General features: G+C 41.7%; 13 protein-coding genes. 2 read left to right on the top strand and 11 right to left on the bottom strand.

Annotation, left to right across the window (positions count from 1 at the left end; genetic code table 11):
* Positions 1-23 precede the first annotated feature (23 nt).
* Entirely contained in the window at positions 24-1,388 is a 1,365-nt protein-coding gene (locus LJ658_RS06525) for a hypothetical protein (protein ID WP_230545670.1), read from the top strand.
* 111 nt (positions 1,389-1,499) lie between these two features.
* Complete coding sequence (locus LJ658_RS06520; protein WP_230545669.1) at positions 1,500-2,000, top strand: hypothetical protein; 501 nt, start codon at positions 1,500-1,502, stop codon at positions 1,998-2,000.
* Here LJ658_RS06520 and LJ658_RS06515 read toward each other — a convergent pair.
* From LJ658_RS06515 to LJ658_RS06465, 11 genes are all read right to left on the bottom strand, one after another.
* Complete coding sequence (locus LJ658_RS06515) at positions 1,997-2,278, bottom strand: helix-turn-helix domain-containing protein (protein ID WP_230545668.1); 282 nt, start codon at positions 2,276-2,278, stop codon at positions 1,997-1,999. The genes LJ658_RS06520 and LJ658_RS06515 overlap by 4 nt on opposite strands.
* A gap of 776 nt (positions 2,279-3,054) precedes the next feature.
* Complete coding sequence (locus tag LJ658_RS06510; RefSeq protein ID WP_230545667.1) at positions 3,055-4,899, bottom strand: PQQ-binding-like beta-propeller repeat protein; 1,845 nt, start codon at positions 4,897-4,899, stop codon at positions 3,055-3,057.
* A gap of 10 nt (positions 4,900-4,909) precedes the next feature.
* Positions 4,910-6,646, bottom strand: a complete 1,737-nt coding sequence (locus LJ658_RS06505) for a RagB/SusD family nutrient uptake outer membrane protein (protein ID WP_230545666.1) — start codon at positions 6,644-6,646, stop codon at positions 4,910-4,912.
* A gap of 12 nt (positions 6,647-6,658) precedes the next feature.
* A complete protein-coding gene (locus LJ658_RS06500) occupies positions 6,659-10,108 on the bottom strand; it encodes a TonB-dependent receptor (RefSeq protein WP_230545665.1) in 3,450 nt (1,149 codons plus the stop codon).
* 183 nt (positions 10,109-10,291) lie between these two features.
* On the bottom strand, positions 10,292-11,314 hold the full coding sequence (locus LJ658_RS06495) for a FecR family protein (protein WP_230545664.1): 1,023 nt from the start codon (positions 11,312-11,314) through the stop codon (positions 10,292-10,294).
* 67 nt (positions 11,315-11,381) lie between these two features.
* Positions 11,382-11,975, bottom strand: a complete 594-nt coding sequence (locus LJ658_RS06490) for an RNA polymerase sigma factor (RefSeq protein ID WP_230545663.1) — start codon at positions 11,973-11,975, stop codon at positions 11,382-11,384.
* 456 nt (positions 11,976-12,431) lie between these two features.
* Positions 12,432-13,388: a sugar phosphate isomerase/epimerase gene (locus LJ658_RS06485; RefSeq protein WP_230545662.1), complete on the bottom strand. Its 957-nt coding sequence runs from the start codon at positions 13,386-13,388 to the stop codon at positions 12,432-12,434.
* A 63-nt stretch (positions 13,389-13,451) separates the two neighbouring features.
* Positions 13,452-15,302, bottom strand: a complete 1,851-nt coding sequence (locus LJ658_RS06480; RefSeq protein ID WP_230545661.1) for a beta-N-acetylhexosaminidase — start codon at positions 15,300-15,302, stop codon at positions 13,452-13,454.
* A 9-nt stretch (positions 15,303-15,311) separates the two neighbouring features.
* Positions 15,312-16,400 (bottom strand): SGNH/GDSL hydrolase family protein, encoded by a 1,089-nt coding sequence (locus LJ658_RS06475; protein ID WP_230545660.1) that lies wholly within the window; start codon positions 16,398-16,400, stop codon positions 15,312-15,314.
* A gap of 62 nt (positions 16,401-16,462) precedes the next feature.
* A complete protein-coding gene (locus LJ658_RS06470) occupies positions 16,463-18,529 on the bottom strand; it encodes a BACON domain-containing protein (protein WP_230545659.1) in 2,067 nt (688 codons plus the stop codon).
* A 7-nt stretch (positions 18,530-18,536) separates the two neighbouring features.
* Positions 18,537-19,409 carry an endonuclease/exonuclease/phosphatase family protein gene (locus LJ658_RS06465; protein WP_230545658.1) on the bottom strand — a complete coding sequence of 291 codons (873 nt, stop codon included), beginning with the start codon at positions 19,407-19,409 and terminating at the stop codon, positions 18,537-18,539.
* Positions 19,410-19,429 lie beyond the last annotated feature (20 nt).

The raw sequence follows: 19,429 nt of genomic DNA, 5'->3' as shown, positions 1-19,429 counted from the left end.
TCAAAAAACAATAAACGACTCGTATGAAAAAGCACATTTATTTATTAGGTTTCGCCGCATTGCTCGGCCTGGCCTCATGCTCAAAAAAGAGCGATCCCATTGTAACGTCACCTGCTGGTAAATTCGATGTTAGAGGAACAATTACAAAAGATACCCATTGGACAGCAAATAATACTTATCGCCTAAGAGGATATGTTTATGTAGATGGTAATGCCACATTGACCATTGACCCGGGAACCAAAATTATAAGTAACAAAGACTCTGCCGGTGTATTAATCATTTACAAAGGGAGCAAAATTATGGCTGCAGGTACTGCTGCTAATCCAATTGTTTTTACTTCTGCCGAAACTAATAAACAACCGGGCGATTTTGGCGGTGTGGTATTAGTTGGTAATGCATTAGGTAACGGTAACCACGCTGTCCTTGAAGGCGGTGTTGATATCCCTCACCAATTATTCGGTGGTACAAATGATGCTGATAACTCAGGTGTATTACAATATGTAAGAATTGAATACGGCGGTAAAGCCGTAAATCCTGGTGACGAAATTAACGGATTAAGCATGTATGCTGTTGGTAGCGGCACAACTGTTGACCATATCGAGGTGATCCGCGGTTTAGATGATGCTTTCGAATTTTTCGGCGGCTCGTTTAACGCTAAATATCTAATCGCTTACAATTGCGCAGATGATGATTTCGATTTAGATGATGGATATCATGGTAAAATCCAGTTTGGCGTTTCTATAAAAGATCCTGCATTTACAGACAATAAAGGCACTACAGGTGATATTTCAAACAACTTTGAAGTAGATAATACAACCGACGCAAAAGGTTATCTTTCTACACCTGTTACTTCGCCAACGCTATCAAACTTCACAGCAATAGGTCCTAACAACGCGGCTGGCACATCAACCGATTACGGTTATGGCATGCGTTGGAGAAGAGGAAGCAAATTTATTTTGGCTAACTCTATTGTAATGGGCGGTCAAAAAGCGGGCATGGATATAGATAATGATGTAACTGCTCAATTTTATATTGACGGCGTAAGCGGGTTTAAAAATAGCTTGTTGCAATCATATGGACCGAACTATTCTGTTGACCCGGCTAAATTGGTTAACAAAGCTTTGCTTGACGCTGCCGGATTGAAAGCCTTAGTCGAAGGTCGCGACGCAACAAAGTCATATTCCGCTTTTGCAGATATCGGCTTAACCGATCCGTTTAATAACCAGGCGCCAAACCTGTTACCTAAAGCCGGTTCGCCTGCATTGTCGGGAGCTGCCTTTGCAGGGACAGCCTTAGGTGACGCATTCTTTACAAAAGTTACTTATTTAGGCGCGATTGATCCGGCGAACGATTGGACAAAAGCATCCTGGACTGTATATGCCAGATAGTCTGTTAAATAATCTATTTAAAAAAGGGGGGATTGCAATTGCAATCCCCCTTTTTTTATGAAAATCTGTTCTGAGCTGTAGCGAAACAGGGTTGTCTCCCGTATTATCAATATGAAACAAAACATAGTTATATTATTCATCCTCAACCTGATAATTGCGGGATGCAATAAAGACAAGAGTATTAAACTTGATGAGAAACTTACAGATTGTCCGCAAAATTCTGAATGTACTTATCAATATTTCGAACAGGCTGATTTTGGCGATTCTTCTGTGCAAAATGGTTCTAAAACGGTTTTTTCCTACAAAAGGATAAATTCAACGTTGTGCAACGCAAAAACTCTATTGTATTTCAAAACGGACATGGGAAAAAATGAGTTTGTTATTACCGGCAGTCAGATAGCCGGAAACACCAACTATAACATCATTTGCGCATGTTGCAGCACCCTATTACTGAAGCCAATAGATGGAGAAATCAAAGGAAAAAAAATAAGTGCAAATAACTGGCTAATCAATGCACGCGTAATATTAGGCGGCTCTGATCATAAACCAATAGATACACTAATTTTTAATCAACATTTTGTTTTAAGTAAAAACGAATATTATTCGTATTAAAAAATATTTAAAAACCTCGCGCCCAACTGTTTAAAAGCATCTTCACATATTGCCACCTCACCAGCTTTTACTTGAATTAAGCCAATTTGTTTTAATTTTCTAAGGTGGTTATTCAATACATCTTTTTTCAATTCTAATTCACTAAAAGCCTCTTTTTTTATCCAAGGCCTGCCCTTAATCAAAATCGTCAGTATAGATATTCTCATTGTATTTGAAAGTACTTTAGCGGTGCGGACTAATTCCTTGTCTGCGTCTTTATAGTAATGTTGCCTGTTCATTATTTAATTATTGATTACGTACTGCTAATCCATTATTACGGGTTTAATTAATTATGCAGCCAAGCCCATATTGCTATGAAATTGGATTGCACAAACGATATTCGAGGTAATGGAACAGCTTCAGATAATGAGCCGGCGATAGATAAGATATAAGCAGGGCTTGGTACAACGTTTTGAGCCAACCAGGACATTGCTTGTACACTGGTTAAGGTTTATGGTTATCAGATGATCAAAAAAGCCCTTAGGCGCGACCAACTGAGCAACTGCGATTTTTAGTTTTAATGGAAGCGGTGGCGATGCAAGTTGCCTGTTTTTAATGATGCTCCAGCAGTGTTCATGGAAAGGAGCATGAAAGTAAGCAACACTATTTTTACTGCTTGCCTTATGATAAGTAGTACAATGTCCTGATTGTTCAAATTGACTAAGAACAGGTAAAAATACTATCAAAAATACTGCCATGAAAGACAGTATTTTCATTATGGATTTTAAAATCAGTGTCATTTGCTTGTAGTACAAAACTACATGAAATTAAAAGCCATAATTGGCGGTGGGTATTTCTTAACGAAATCTTAATATAAATTTAAAGGTGCGTAACTGAGGTAAGGCCGTCAATAAAATAATTTAGCCCGAGTTTCTCTCTATAGTAGTCGACAGGATTAAGGAAATGCCAAAGAAAACGAATCATAAGAGCCCGTGTCATAATTTAATGACACGGGCTCTTTACTTAATATACTAAATACTGGTTTAAAATAATTAACTCTCCATCACTACCCAGGTTAATACTTCAGACAGGAGATATTACCATCCATAGTTGTTGCAATTAATTTATGGTCATTGGAAAAGCCCAAAGGATTCACCAGGCAGTTTGTCAATTTATGAATCCAAACCAATGAGCCATCATTCCGTTTAAAGGAGTAGATACTACCCGAATCAGACAGGGCGAATACTAAACCATCATGTTCTTCAACCATAGACGGTGAAATATCATATCCTATATTACGTCCAGCTTTCCACTTAACATCCATGTTGTCCGACCGGGTGTCTATTCCCAATATATCACCATCCATGGTTTTAACAAAAACCAGGCTGCTGTCGGCCGAAAGACCCATTGATTCCCTCACCCTGATCTTCGGATCTCCGTTGCGCCAAATCACCTTACCACCCGAAGCATCAAAGCAGGTCATATATCTGTCTGGTGCCACTATAAATACACGGTTACCGGTAGCTACCGGGTTACAGGCAGCAGGCGAAAACATACGGTTGGTGTAGCCATCGCTCCAGCTCCAGATCAATGAACCTGATTTTTGATCAAGCACATAAAAATGATTTCCCCAACTGCCGAAATAGATTCGGCCGTTGTAAAGTAACGGCCTTGTTTCAACAAATCCCTTTACCTGGTTAAAATCCCAGTTTAATTTTCCGGATGAAAGTTCAAAGCACCTGAAATGACCATCAGAGCCGCCACAAAACACCCGCCCGTCAGCAATTACCGGCGAGGTTACCAGTGGTTTTTCAGCCGCAGCCTTCCAGTTCACTTTACCTGTATTTTTTTGGAGGCAGTATAAAAAATTATCGGCACACGCCACAACAATCGCATTTCCTGATGCACAGGGTGTGCTATAAAGTTTTCCGCCTGTTTTTGTGGCCCAAATTTTCTTCCCGCTGTTTACAGCGTATGCTTTTATCCACCCTCCCGTATTGGTTACGATAACCATGTTACCGATAATGGTTGTGCCGGCGCCAATATCATTATCATCCTGTAACGTCCAAACCTGTTTTAAGTCCCCAAATTGCTTATTTACAGCATACGATGGTCGTGGATAATTATCCTTTGTAAAGTCATGCTGGTATAAGCGGTCTTTTGTCCAGGTAGGTTTAGTCATCACACCCGGCAGCCTTTCATTATAAAAGACTGAGTCGCCCTTTATCGTTACGATATTATACCCTCCGATAGTATCTTTGGCACGCAGATTAGACCGTCCCATTACGCCTGGTATACCTTCAAAATTTAAATGCTGGTTGGAGTGTCCGTGGCCACATATAACCAGTTGCGTATTGTGTGTTTTAAGCCGGTCAATTATCTCATACCAATTATTTAATGATGAATCCTGCGGGTAATGATTCATAAATATTACCGGCGTTTGCGCTGGTGTTTGCTTCAATACGGAATCAAGCCATACAATATTTTCACGGGGTACCTGCCCCGGGCTCATCCTCATATTGGGGCCGCAGTTGGTACCTAAAAACAGAAAGCCATTATGTTTAAAAGCCACCGTTTCAGACCCGAAAACTTTTTTAAAGCTATTACCACCGCTTTCGGACCATTTCATGTCATGATTACCCGGTATGATATACCAGGGCTTGTTCAAACTATTGAACATTTCCCTGGCTGTCTTTAATTCTTCATCCGAGCCAAATTCGGTTATATCGCCGGTTATTACTACAAAGTCCAGCACACTGTTCGCATTAATATCTTTAATGGTCCGTTGCAAATCTTCTATTGAAGTTTCATTACCGATATGCGTGTCTGAAATATGTGCAAACTGCCACGGCTTCTCCTGGGCCTTGGCCTCTATGAGGGCCAAAACCAATAGTCCTGTTATCCAAAAGGTCTTTCTCATAATGCGTTATTTACCAGCCTGTATTTTGTTTTAATTTGGGGTTAAGCACCAATTCGGTAGTCGGCAACGGAAACAGGTAATTCTTAGGGTCAACAAATACTTTATTGATGGTTGGATGAACAATAATATTACCGCTATTCCCATGTGAAAGTGTGTGATCAGTCCCCAACACATAATACTGCAAAGTTTTATCCGGGTTTGCCGGCTTAGTATCAACCAAAGCAAAATCATTCACACCGTTGCCATCCAGGTCAAATGTCCCTTTGTGGCTAAAATACATTCCCTGGAATTTATCCGTCAGCAGGTGCCCTTCTTTCCAGCGTAAAATATCGTAATATCTAAAGCCCTCCATAGCCAGTTCTACCCTTCGCTCACGTCGTATTTCAATAATTTTCGGGTCGCTTACATTAGTATACATTGCCTGCTGAAAAGGGTCATTCCGGATAGCATTTAAGTTTAACGGCGCCACGCCTGCACGCAGGCGCAAAAGGTTAATGCTCATATCCACATCCGCCTGGTTAAGTTCGCCGGTTTCGGCTCGTGCTTCGGCGTAATTCAGTAATACCTCGGCGTAACGAAACACCGGCAAATCGTTGGTATTGGTGTTAAATCCATCTTCGTTGGTACCCATTACAAACTTTATACACTGATAGCCCGTGAGCGAATTGGTAAAGTCGGGGTTTAAAACAGTTGAAGAACCTATTCGGGTATATCCCGGGGTCCGGATGGTTTGTGTAAGCCGGGGATCCCTGTTTTTTACTTCGCCGGCAAACATTAAAGTATCATTGCCGGGAATGAGCGTAAACGAAGTTCCGTCTTTCATCAAATAACTATTGATCAGTGATTTTGTTAAACCCGGGTTACCTAATGTAGCCGTAGTAAAAACCCCGTTGGCGGCATGCAATACATTCATTGAGGCGTCATAAACCTGCGCCAATATCACCTCGTCAGGAATAGCGCTTTCTGCCGTGAATAAATTTAAATAATCAGTATTGGGATGCCCTGTATTGTACAGCTTGTAGGTTCCGCTGGTCATAAGCTGGCTTGCGGCCTGGTAAGAAAGCTTTAAAAGGTCATTTGCCGTCGACTGTAAATTAACCTCCGAATGATATTTACGGTAAGTCCCTTCAAATAGGCAAACCCTGGATTTAAGAGCAATGGCGGTCCACTTGGTTACCCTTGATATACTGGTTTTACTATCCAATGTTTTTATAGCATAATCAAGATCCGCAATAAGCGAGTCTGTGACCAATACACGTGAGTCCCTTGCTTTATATAACTCCGGGCTATTTACATCAAGCGAGGTCGAATACCATGGTACGTCGCCAAAACGTTTCATCTTATTGAAATAGAACCAAGCCCGGAAAAACCGGGCCACGCCGGCATATTTACCTTTTAAGGCCGCACTGATCTGCGCGTGGTTATAGTTTTCTAAAAAATAATTAATGTTGCGCAGGCTGCCCCACGTCCAACCTGCAGTTGAAGCATCGCCCGGAACAATTGTTGTACCGGACATTAACGTACTGATTGCCGATGGCTCTATGTTATCACTGTTATTATCGTCAGAGTAAATTGATGCTCCCGGCAAATCGCTATAAAAGCTATTACTGTAGATAATCAGGTCGTTTTCGGTATTAAAGAATTTTTGCGGTGATATACTGCTCTCCGGCAAACGATCTAAAAAGCTTTTCTTACACGAGGTAAGCAGCGCTAAAGCTATGGTTATACTATACAAATATTTTTTCATGATATTTTTCTTTTAAAATTTTACTTCAAGACCCGCTACAAAAGTTTTTTGAATAGGGTACACAAAGCCGGTACCGTTTACAGTGGATGTACCGGGATCCTGCCCAATGCCCTCTGGATCAAATGCCTTGTTTAGTTTTGTCCAGGTGACCAGGTTTTGCCCCGAAATAAATACCCTTACACTACTAATATTTATCCTTTGCAGCAACCCGGCCGGAAGCTGGTAACCCAGTGTGATATTCTTAAGCCTCAGGTAAGCTGCATTCTGCAGATACCTGGTTTGGGTTACGCCTAACGAGCTGCTGCTGGCCTGGGCCTCGTATGACCTTAAGCGGGGGAAATAAGCATCTGTATTTTGAGGCGTCCAGTAATTATTTACGATAGTGGTATAGACAGGCTGATTATACCTGTTATATAACCCCCAGAATACCCCCGACTCTTGTCCGGGCCAAAAATCACGTTTCCCTACACCCTGGAAAAAAGCGCTGAAGTCAAAACTCATCCAATTAAACCCGGCATTGAAACCATAACTATACCGTGGAGTTGTATTGCCTATTTTTTCCTGATCGCCATGGTTAGCGAGGGTATTGGTACCATTGTCAATTTTATTGTCGCCATTTAAATCAGCAAACTTAATATCGCCGGCAAGAGAATGTCCGTTCAATTGGTATTCTATTGAAGAAACTTTTGATTGACTGGCCGATGTTTTCCACTCGTCATCAGTTTTAAAAAAGCCAAGTGTTTTATAACCCCAGATTTCGCCTATTGATTGTCCGGTATAATAATCACTCAGCAATCCGTTTGGATTATCATATCTGGTGATTTTTGACTGATTGTCTGACAATACGGCAAAAATATTATACCTGAATGTTTTACCGGCAAGTAAAAATTGATCTTCCCATTTGGCAGACAACTCCCACCCTTTTGTGCTCAGGTCTGCAGCGTTGGTTCGCGGCTCGGCCGTACCCAAGACAGCCGGTAATGATTTACTTTTGGTAAGCATGTTCCTGGTTTGGCGTTGATACCAGTCAAAACCCAGTTCAAGGCGATTATGTAATAAAAGCATGTCCGCACCAAAATCAGCGGTTGTGCTGGTTTCCCAGGTTAAATTTGGCGAAACCAGGCCGGGTGCCGAAGTAATTAAGGGCTGACTTCCGTCAAGGATTACTGTTCCCTTTGTTACATTCATTGTACTGATATAAGGATAGGCACTTACCTGCTGATTACCTAATGTCCCATAAGAGGCACGAAGCTTGAAATTATCAAATACATTGGTAAGCGGTTTGAAAAAACTTTCTTTTGAAAGCACCCACCCGCCCGAAACGGAAGGGAAAAATCCAAACCGGTCATTAGAAGGGAAGCGGGACGTGCCATCATACCGGCCATTAAGCTCCAACAGATATTTATTATCATAGCCGTAGTTGGCACGATAAAATAAACTTTGCAAGGCCCATGTTTCTTTCAAATCTCCGACAGTTGCCGGGCCCGAGGTCAGGTTTAAGGAACCAAGTGAACTGGTAATATTGTTTTCGCGATAAGCATTAAAGGCGTGGTCCTGGTTCAACTCCTGGCTTGCACCACCAAGCAGCGTAAACTGATGTTTTCCAAATGCGTGGCTATAATTTGCATAAACGTTGGCTACAGAATGAAAAATCTGCTCATAAGAAGACTGATAATAATTGGGGTTTGGGTACTGCGTAAGTACGTTTGGTGTGGTTTCATAACTTACCGGTAAACTTTGCGTATCGTTGGTAAGCTCGTTATAAGATACCGTGTAGTCACCATTAATATGCAACTCATTTTTAAATAACTTAAGTTGCAATCCCGTGGTGTTACGGATCGTCCGGTTTTGGGTTTCTGCCCTGCCGCCATCCTGTAACTCACCGAATGTAAGGGCACCGGCCTGTGTCCAGTTGCCGTTAGCCGTTTTTATAGCTTCATACGGGTTAGCAAACAGCGAAAGATAACGGTAAATATTATTCCCCGATTTGTTAACGTATGTATTTGGCGAGTCGTAATTCCCCTGATCAAATTCAGCATTGTTATAAAGTGATAGCCATTGATTGAAGTCAAAATTTAGCTTTGCCCGCAGGTTATAGCGCTTATAGTGATCTGTTTCTTGTTTGAAAATTCCATCCTGATCGTCAAAACCGCCGCTTAAAAAGTAGGTTGTTTTTTCTGTTCCGCCGGCAACGCTTAAATAATTTTTATTGAAGAAAAGGTTTTTATTATAGAATGACCCGTACCAATCGGTATTGGCCCCTCTTATAAAATTACCACTGGCATCTTTGCCCAATTCTGGCAATGAGGGATTGGCTTGTCTTTGCTTTAAATAATCAATAGTTGCAACCAGCCCGGCATTGTCAGACCCGGAGTATCCTTTATAGGCCTCGTTCTGGATAGTAGCGTCAGTGAGGGCATCCGTTACCTTTGGAATACCCAGGGGCTGGCTGACACCAAAATTATTAGAGTAACGAACATCGAGCTTGCCTTTTTTTCCGGTTTTTGTAGTGACAAGAACAACACCAAACGACGCCCTTGCACCATAGATGGCGGCCGATGCGGCATCTTTTAACACAGAAACCGTAGCTATATCTTCAGGGTTAATTTGGTTGATATCAGCCGGCACACCATCAATCAAAATTAATGGTCCGCCGCCGTTAATAGAGGTAAAACCACGAATATTAAAATTCCCTCCCCGGTCTGGCCTGCCGTCTGAAAAAGTAATATTAAGGTTAGGAATAACACCCTGCAGGGCCTGTGCTGCATTGGTAACCGGCCTGTTCTCAAACACTTCAGAACCTACCTGGTTTACCGCACCGGTAATGGTTGATCGTTTTTGTGTACCGTACCCAACTACTACAACTTCATTAAGACTGTTTTTCTGAGCCTTCAACCTGATATTTACCTCCGAGGTTTTGCCCTCTTTTATATTTGCCGAAAACACCTCGGTAACATACCCGATATACCTGGCTGAAAATTCATAGTTTCCTTCGGGCAAATCCAATTCAAATTTGCCCTGAACATCCGTTTGCACAACGCGGCTTTGCCCTTGTACAGAAATAATTACGCCGATTAAGGTCTCCCCTGTTTTTTCGTCAGTAATCTTTCCGGTTATTTTACCGGGGAGTACTTTCGGGGGTTTTTGGCTGATAATAATATATTGGTTAGACTGGGCAAACTGCAGGTTGGTGTTTTTAAGTATAAATCTTAACGCCCCGGCTATGGAATACTGGCTAAGCGGAAGGTCAATTTTTTTGCTTTCATTGCTAACCGGTTGCTCCGGATAAGAGATTTTAAAAGCGCTTTGTTTCTGTAATAAAAGCAGGCTCTCTTTAACCGTAGCCTTATGCAGTTCAAAACTGATCGTTGTTGTTTCCAGGCTCTGACTTTTCGCCGTTGAAGCAATAAGCATCGAACTTGATATGATTTGAATAACTACTACGACTACAGTAATTTTCATAATATTATAAATACATGATTTGGCATGCAGTACATTTTGCATAACTTTGATCTGTTTAAAAGTTAATTGGACAAATGATTAATTTTTAATGTCCCTTAAGGGACAGGGAAAGGTAGCGCCTCGTAAACGTTACAGATCCATCTGCAACCGCCTTGCTGAAACAGGGCGGTTTTTTTGTGAAGGTTAGGTTTTTTTCATACTTGTTTTTGTGAGGTAAATTATTTGATTGCTTATCCTATATCGTAGACCTGCCGTGCGGGAGATAACTTCCATAACTTCGTTGATGGTAACATTTCCGAACGATGCGGATATCCGGAAGCCCTCCATCTTCTTTCCGATAATTATTTTTACTTTATACCAGCGCTCAAGCCGCTGGGATATTTCAGCCAATGTCAAATTCCTGAAAACCATTCCCCCCTCTTTCCACACCAGCAGATCATTTACGGGCATATCATCTATTACTATCTTTTGTTTTTCTGTATTATAAACGGCCCGTTTACCATGCGTAAGTACGGCCAATGGCTGGTACTTTTTGTTTGATAACACCTTGCCGACACTTACCTTACCGGTCGCAACACTTATACTTATCGTATGCGGCCTGAAAGTTTCTATTTTAAATGATGTACCCAGTACAATAGTTTTGATGCCGTTGCTTTGAACGATAAATGGGTTAGACGCCCGATGTTTCACATCAAAAAAACCCTCGCCCTGAAACGACACTTCGCGGGTATGACCCAAAAATTCCCGGGGAAATTTTATCCAGCTTTCTGGTCCAAGGTAAACTACCGAGCTGTCAGGAAGCGTTACAATGGAGCGTTGCCCCAGCGGATTATATTTTTTAACAAAAGTTATTGATGAAGTCTGGCTATCCGGAGTTGAACGTAAGCCCAGGTAATAAAAAACCGCGCCTAAACCTAAAACCAGTAATGCAGCATATTTTAGAAGGCCTGATTCGTGCCATTTCAGTTTTTTGACAGGAGGCGACTTTAATTGGTACCGCGTCTTGAATTTAGAATAATAATGATCGGTTTTATCAGTGGCTGATTGCGCCGTATCTAACTCAGCCCAATACTCATCCAGTACCCGGTCAATCAACAAATTTGATTTTTCTGATCTTAAATATTCCTCAACCTGTAATTTTTCCGAGGGTGAACAGATCCCGCGAATATAAAGGTGTAATAATTGCCTGGTTACCTGATCTTCCATAGAAGCTAATGACGCTTTACCCTATACACGTAAATAGCGCCCGTTACCACTAATGCCCCGGCAAAATTTATTGAAAAAAAATATGAAGGGATAAAAAGATCGCTAATATAATATCTGCTTCTTTTAAATAGGTTTTTAGAAATCGCAATGCCGCAGACATATGGTTTTCAACAGTGTTTATTGATAAGCCGGTATAGGATGCAATTTCTTTATAACTCATCCCATCCATCCGGCTTAATTTGTAAACCTCCTGGCGCTTTGGGCTTAACCTGCTGATGGCGTAACTGTAGTGATGCTCCAGTTCCGTATTTATTAATTTTTCATCACAAGCGGGCTGAAAATCCAAAGGGGTTTCTAATTCGTCCAGCGGTTGAAACGAGGGAATCTTTTTACGATAGTGGTCAATTATACCGTGCTTTACACATTTATAAAGATATTTATCAATATCCCCCTGAATACATAATTCATTTTTTTTACTCCAGATTTTATAAAAAATGTCCATCACAAGCTCTTCGGCCTGCCCCGCGTCTCTTAGAGTTTTGTTAGCGAATTTTAAAAGAGCAGGAAATAATTGGTTAAAAAGTTTTTCAAACGAATTTTCGTCGCCAATTTTCCAGTTTTCAAAAAGTTCATTCAACGTATCAACCGGGAGTATTTTCATTTTAAAATCAATACGTCAAAATTATACTTGATGAAGTTTTATCGTATTAAATTAAGATTAAGCTTCCGTTAAAGTTAGAGGTTTCTTTTGAATGTTTTATTTTCAGTTAAAAAAAGAGAACGGGATTCTATTCGTCACCAACAAAAGCAGAAGATAATTTTCTAATAAGGCGCGCTTAACCTGTAAACTCTGGTTTTGCAATGATAAAAATCATTTCATTGCAAACCGGGTACAAGCCAAAAATTACTCCCTGCTTACTTTATTTGAGCAAGATAAGGCAGTTGAATAGGTTGACACGAAATAATATCCTGTTTAATCAAAAAAGCTGCCAGCCTGAATACCTCTATTCAGAGTGCTCTCAAAGCTATACCGATTGATCAAAGCAAATACAAGCGGATTTATAATTTAGTTCGGCCGTTAGCCAACTTCAATCACAAATCCGGCTTTTCATAATAACTATTTTTCATTCGACGTTTCAAGCGATTGTTTAAATGCCTGATATAAGCTTTCATAACAGGGCTTAAAATCTTTGGCATCTTTATAAGCACACTCATACATAAATGGTCCGTTATAATTCACTTTATTAAGCGCGGTAAGTATAGCCACCCAGTTGTTTTCTCCTTGTCCGCTACACGGAAAGTAATGATTTTCGGCCTTGCCCGTACCATCTGAAACATGGAGGGTTTTTAAACGTGCACCCATGGCATAGATCAGTTTTTCAGGATTTTTGATATGGTTAAGGTCAATAGCCGAATAGATATCATTAGGAAGCCTGTTCATAATTTCTACCGTTTCTTCTACTGTGCGGCACAGCGGGCGCTCACGCCGGGCATCTACCAATAGTGCCGGGCCAAGCATGTTTTCTATTACCATGGTAGCATTCATGGCTTTTACTATCTTATTCATTTCATTGGCCGATTTTATCATTTGGCTTTTACGCAGCTCGCGTTCGTTAAGGCCCAAATACCAACTGGGATGAAACAGGATCAGTTTAGGCTTAAGGATGGTACAAAAGCCAAGTATTTTTTTGTGCAGCGCCATTACCTTTAGGCGTTCGGCTTCATTTGGCAGAGAAATATCTATATTCTTACCAAACAACATATGTACCGACCATATTTGTATCCCGGCATCGTCTGCTGCCTTTTTTGCAGCTGTTACCATGGCGGTTATTTCCTGGTCGGTAAATTTAAAATTACGTGCTGTATCAACATAAGGCCCTAAAAATGTTTCGATACAATCTATTCCGTTTGCTCTGGCATAGGCCATTGTTTCCGGCGTTATTTTATCTATTGGAATAGAATACCCTAAGCGCAGGCGTTTTGGGGAAGTATGGCTTTGTGCATTTATAATTATCGGCCAACTTAAGCAGGCACCTATTGTTAATAATAAGCAGTATTTAATGGTGTTTTTCATAAAATGTATAGTTGTTATATACTTAATCTTTCAGTGTGGTGGCCCGTATAAGGCAGGCATATATTAATTATTACTGTTAGATTCAGGCTTATTTACCAGATGTACGGTTACGGTACTGCTACGCTTGCCCGAAGGGGTAATTACTACCGATTTTATAATCCGTTCCTGGTTTGGGGGTACGGTTATGGTAACCGGTTTTTCATATAAATAATCTGTTTGATAAGGAAAATAACCATTAATGGTATAATAAATTTTTGCGCCTTTAACGGGCCCTTTGTAATCCAGCAAATAACTTCCGGCCTTAATGGTGGTGTCTTTTGCGCCAATTGGCTCTGGCACATGGTACATCATGTTCTTTCTGTCTAACCAACCCAGATGTGCCGGTACGCGAGATTCAGAAAAGTTAATCCAGTCCTTTTTTTCCGGGGCCGTCCAGGCTATTTCAGACAAAGCAAATAAACGGGGTAATAACATGTACAATACTTTGTCCGGCGACGCCATATATTCCGACCAGGCATTGGCCTGTACGCCGATGACCCGTTTTTGTTGGGTCTGTGTTAATTCTGCCGGCGTAGGATCGTACGAATACATTTTACTTAAAGGCAAATAATTACCATTGGTAATGGGCTCTTCGGTAGATTTACTTTCAGTATGGTCAAGGTATAAAAAAGCGCCGGGGGTCATAATCACATCATGGTCCTGCTGCGCGGCAGCAATGCCCCCTTTAACACCGCGCCAGCTCATAACCACAGCATTCTTTGCGAGGCCGCCTTCCAGTATCTCGTCCCAGCCAATAATTTGTTTGCCTTTGCTGTTTACATACTTTTCCATCCGTTGGATAAAGTACGATTGCAGTTCATGCTCATCCTTCAGTTTTAAATCTTTTATTCTTTTTTGGCAGTACGGGCAGGTTTTCCACCTGTCTTTCGGGCATTCGTCGCCACCTATGTGTATATACTTCGAGGGAAACAGCGACATCACTTCATCCAGCACATCCTCCAGGAAACGGAAGGTTTCCTCTTTACCAGCGCAATACACATCCTTGTACACACCCCAGATCTGTCCGGATTTAAATGGCCCGGGGTTATCGCCGCAAGCCAGTTGGGGGTAAGCAGCCAAGGCCGCTAATGAATGGCCCGGCATTTCAATTTCAGGTATAACAGTAACGTATTTTGAAGTTGCATAGGCCACTACCTCGCGCACCTCTTTTTGAGTGTAAAAGCCGCCATAACGGGTACTGTCATATATTTCGGGCTTAACTTTTAATTTGCCTATTAAGGTCTGATCGCGAAAGCCGCCAATACTGGTTAGCTTGGGGTATTTTTTTATTTCTATACGCCAGCCCTGATCTTCGGTTAAATGCCAGTGAAACGTATTGAGTTTGTATTGGGCAAGCAGATCAATATATTGCTTAATAAAACTAACCGGGAACAAATGCCGGCCAACATCAAGGTGAAGGCCACGATATTTGTAGCGCGGGTAATCTTCTATTTCTGTACATGGAATCGCGTCCCCTTCGTCCGGAATAAGCTGTAATAGTGTTTGTAACCCGTAAAACAAGCCTTTTTCAGTGTTCGATATTATTTTAATTCCGCCCGCATTTACGGACATTCGATAACCTTCATCAGGAATTTGCATGGCCGGATCTAATACCACCTTTAATCCGCCATTTAGTGTTTGTTTACCCGTGGCATTTACACCTTTTAATAATAGCGCTGTAGCCGCAAAATCTTTCAGCGTAATGGGGGATTGTTTAAAGCCGATAAATGATACCGGGGTGTTTTTGGTTAAGTGGTAAAAACCTTTTTCTACTGTTATTTTGGCCGGGGCAGGGATGATGGTTAAGTTTTTATCCTGTGCGCTGGTTTTAAAGCCGATTAGAAATAATATAACCGGTAATAGTGCTTTTTTCATAATAGGCCGTTAAAAGTATTTTTTTAAAATATCGGCAACCATAGGTTCAAGTTTTTGTACGAACCGGTAAAAACCCAAATCGTTCGGATGCGCATAATCTGTTGATGCTTCATGGTCATCCCCAAAAAAATTCTTAACATCAATAAAATAAAAATCTTTGGTATGTTTTTTTAGCAGGATGTTGGCAATGCTATCGGTAGCCCTGTTTTGAGCGATAACAGTTGCACCCATTTTCATATCAACAAACCCCTGCTCGCGGCTGATACTATTCAGCAATATAATTGGTTTACCGGGATGCGCTTTTTGTATGGCCATTACCATGTTTAATGTGCGATCTTTTATTTGTTGTACGGATGCGTTGGGTATGCAATCAAGTAAATAGGCATCAGCCTCCACATCATTCACCATAGCAACTACTGCCGGCTCCATTTTAGCGCTGCCGCTCATGCCTATATTGATAAAGTCATATCCCAAATGGCGTGAAAGCACTGCCGGATAAGCTAAGCCGGAGCGACTGGCCGATGCGCCCTGGGTAACACTTGAACCATATACTGCCACACGTTTTTTAAATGCCCCGGGCATCGATTTGATCGTACAGCCGCGCTCCACACCTATTTCTAAGCTGTTCAGTTCATTATAGGTGGGCAGATATAACAAGAACTTCTTGTCGCCTTTTTCCATATTTTCAACAATGAGCGCCTGTGTGCATTTCTTATTACCGGGTTTAGCTACCCCGGCAAATTGCCACTTGCCGTTTTTCTGTACATATAGATTTAGTCCCTGGCTATTAATGGTGGTCATGTTAGCGTAAGCCAGCGGTTTATTAATACACCATTTTGCGGATATTGACGTACTGTTGCTGGTAAAGCACACAGCAAGTCCGGCCGAATGGGTAAGTAACCGCTTAACCGGCGCCGGCAGTGCCGGATACCGGGCAGTATCTACACGTTGATATGGATTAACTGTATTAAATGGTTTACCCGACATATACAGCGTAGCCGCATCAGTATAAACGATGCTATCGGTTTGTGCCCGTAAATTGCCGGGTTTGCAGATAGTAATTATTGCTATCAGGCAAATTAATAGTTGTTTTTTCAAGGTCAATGCTGGTTTATAAACCGTGACATCCATACAGATGCCACGGTTTGGAATTGTGATTGTTATTTATTGTATTTAATAGACACATGGCCCAAACGGCTAACCCCTGCTGCGGTGAGTGTGCCCGCAGCTGGGCTGGTAGTTGTGCCTACCGTTTTGTTTTTTACCCTTAGCCTGATATACAAGTTTGGTAAGCCTGATGCAGCCAGCGGGAATTGGACGTTTACTACTTTATGCCCCGGCACCTGAGTTAACAAGGTATTCGTAAAGTCTGTAATATCCTGCATCGTATACTCTGCCACCAGGTTCCATGGGCCTACGTCAGTACCCGTGGTTGACCACTCAGTAATAAAGTTTGTAGGCCCGCCAATGTTGCTGGCGCCTTCTATTTGCAGGGATATTGGTTTAGTAATACCGGTTGTGGAAGTTTTGATATTCCATGATGCACCAATATTCTTAGCATCGTTCCACCAGGTATTGGCGCCCCAGGCTCCGTTGGCAATCACCCCTTTTACAGTTGTTGATTCAATCAGCAGGCCGTTATAATCACCACCGACAAATATACCTGACGATGTAAAGTCGAGTGCGCCTTTTTGGCTTTGCGTAAGTGTACCGGTACCAGTATCTGGTGTCAACGGATTTTTAGCGGCTGTTGCGCCGGTAACATTTTCCGTTTTAAAACGGCTCCATTCTACTAATACATTCGAGAACCCTGCGTTGCGATCGCTTTGCAGCGCAATATCGTCCCGGGTGATATGCCTGATAGCGAACTTGCCTATATTTCCGCCATAGCGTGGCAAGTCTTCATGCACCAGGATACCGGCTATAGTGCCCGAGCCCTGCGGTACCGGATTACCATCTCTACGATAAGGAACATCAATATTGGTAAGCATATACATACTGTCGCCATTAATATCCCTTATATTAAGCGGGTACTCATCAGTACGAGCAATATAGCCTTCGTTGATATTAAAGAAGCTGCCGTTGGGTATACTGATTTCGACGTCCTTCAGCTTCACGTAAGTGTAAGTATCATTATCCGTCAAATCTTTCATATAAATATCTCTGGGTTGCACCGGCGCAGCAGCAACTTTAGACATCACATTAATAGACGGTACCTGGTCAATAGTGGTGCGCGATGGGTTAGTTTCCTTGATGAGGTTAACGCCTTTTAACCAAATCTTTACCACCTCATTACGGCCATAGATGTTATCGCCGCCCGTTTTGGCCCTGATCCTGAAACCCGATCTTCCATCCAGACTTTGGATATAGGACGTGATACTGTTCTCGGTTTTATCAACCACGTGTTTGTTAGTTGCGCTGTTAGCGTTTTGACCCATGTTCGGGTTGCCTTTATCGCTGATAATAACACCTTCTATGTAAATATCCTGGGTTACAACACCCGCCGGCAAAGTTTTAACATAGTCAAAATCCTTTGCCACCGCATTATCATACCCCCCCTTAGGGTTTTGAGTAACAATAACCGAATCTTGGTTAAGTGTACCCAAAGCATCAAGGTAAGATAGTTTCAACACTGCCTGGCGCGTTTGCGCCAGGGGATTTTGGCCCAGCGTAAAGTTTAGATTAGTGCCATTAATAGCCACGTTGGTTATCCAGTTTGTACCACCCGTTGCGCCGTAAACCTCGGTATGCTGCATCAGGTTAAAAGGTATATTGGTAACAATGCCGGTTTTCATTACACCGCCATTTGCTATGCCATTTGCCGTAGCATCGGTAATATTTATAACGGGTACCAGGCCGCGTTGCTGCAGGCTAATCGTATCCGTTTTATTATTGGCGCTTATTAATATGTTAGCCGCCCGTGGCAAATTACCGGCGTTGCTTTTCACTGTCGCAATAATTTCGCCTTTACCCCTGGCTGATGTTTTGTCAAGCTTAACCCAGTCCGGGCTATTTTGCAGACTTGCTGTCCAGTTACCGTCTGCGTAAACTAAAATATGGGTGTTGGCGGCGCTATCGGCTACACGTACAATGCGCCTGTCCACAGCAAGGTCAGTACTGAAGCTGGTCGGTTCTTTTTTACAGCTTATAACAACACTCAACAACAAGCTGAAAAACAGTAAATACCGGTGTTTTTTTTGTGCTTTAGAAAAAAAATATGTTTTCATGGTCTTATTATTTCGTGTTTTCAAATTCCATCATCATGGGCTTATGATCTGAGTGATGGGCCGTAAACTCATCCACTATAAAATGCGAGGCAGTTACTTTAGGCATCAGGTCCCTGCTTACATAAATGTAATCTATCCTGCTTCGCGTGGGCGGATTTTTACTTACCGCTTCAAAGGCTTTACCGGTATCTTTTAATCCAAAATCAAGTATTTGCTGCTGTACCTGGTAATCCAGCTCCCTGTCATCAACCAGGTTGGCGTGGAAACTGTGCTTTTGTTTTTGATCTATCAGATAAGCCAGTAGTTTCCCATCAGCATATTTGTCTTTATCCAGGGGCGATATTGAATTAAAATCACCCATCATCAGCCACTTTTTCTTTTCAGGCGAAGCCGCGATCGTATTTAATATCACGGCTATTTCTTCCCTGCGTTTTTGGTATTGATGCGGATTCAGATGTAACACCACAACATTCAAATCTTTTATTTTACAAGTGATGAACCCATGGGTCATGTTATCAGTTATTTTTTGAACATTGACGATGGGATATTTGGAAGTGATTGCTGTAGGATAGCCTTTCTCTTTTACGATAATGGCATAAGGGTGCCCGTAGCTATGCGCAAGTTCTTCAAGCGATGCCTGGGTAAACTTGTTGCACTCTTCCAGTGCCATAATATCCGGGTCGAGCGATTTGATCCAGGCAACAAAATCTTTTTTGCCTTTAGAAGTATCGGCTTTCATCCCTTCCTCTATATTATAGCTAATTATTCTCATCTTTTGCTGACCCAGCAATTGCTTGCCGCAGGTTAATAAAAAGATGGTTATAAATGCCAACAACCATTTTAATGATTGCCGTATTTGCTGATGATATCTGCTTTTCATTTTAATTTCTTTATGGGTTA

The sequence above is a fragment of the Mucilaginibacter sp. UR6-11 genome (genome assembly GCF_020880695.1).
In the GTDB taxonomy this organism is placed as follows: Bacteria; Bacteroidota; Bacteroidia; order Sphingobacteriales; family Sphingobacteriaceae; genus Mucilaginibacter.
Note: the sequence above shows the minus strand (reverse complement) of the source record. Positions and strands in the feature narration are given on the sequence as shown.

Excerpts from the sequence above, each read along its gene's own strand:
- LJ658_RS06500 (WP_230545665.1), bottom strand. The coding sequence starts at position 10,108 with ATGAAAATTACTGTAGTCGTAGTAGTTATTCAAATCATATCAAGTTCG.
- LJ658_RS06520 (WP_230545669.1), top strand. The coding sequence starts at position 1,500 with ATGAAACAAAACATAGTTATATTATTCATCCTCAACCTGATAATTGCG.
- LJ658_RS06470 (WP_230545659.1), bottom strand. The coding sequence starts at position 18,529 with ATGAAAACATATTTTTTTTCTAAAGCACAAAAAAAACACCGGTATTTA.
- LJ658_RS06490 (WP_230545663.1), bottom strand. The coding sequence starts at position 11,975 with ATGAAAATACTCCCGGTTGATACGTTGAATGAACTTTTTGAAAACTGG.
- LJ658_RS06525 (WP_230545670.1), top strand. The coding sequence starts at position 24 with ATGAAAAAGCACATTTATTTATTAGGTTTCGCCGCATTGCTCGGCCTG.
- LJ658_RS06510 (WP_230545667.1), bottom strand. The coding sequence starts at position 4,899 with ATGAGAAAGACCTTTTGGATAACAGGACTATTGGTTTTGGCCCTCATA.
- LJ658_RS06505 (WP_230545666.1), bottom strand. The coding sequence starts at position 6,646 with ATGAAAAAATATTTGTATAGTATAACCATAGCTTTAGCGCTGCTTACC.
- LJ658_RS06515 (WP_230545668.1), bottom strand. The coding sequence starts at position 2,278 with ATGAACAGGCAACATTACTATAAAGACGCAGACAAGGAATTAGTCCGC.
- LJ658_RS06465 (WP_230545658.1), bottom strand. The coding sequence starts at position 19,409 with ATGAAAAGCAGATATCATCAGCAAATACGGCAATCATTAAAATGGTTG.
- LJ658_RS06480 (WP_230545661.1), bottom strand. The coding sequence starts at position 15,302 with ATGAAAAAAGCACTATTACCGGTTATATTATTTCTAATCGGCTTTAAA.
- LJ658_RS06485 (WP_230545662.1), bottom strand. The coding sequence starts at position 13,388 with ATGAAAAACACCATTAAATACTGCTTATTATTAACAATAGGTGCCTGC.
- LJ658_RS06495 (WP_230545664.1), bottom strand. The coding sequence starts at position 11,314 with ATGGAAGATCAGGTAACCAGGCAATTATTACACCTTTATATTCGCGGG.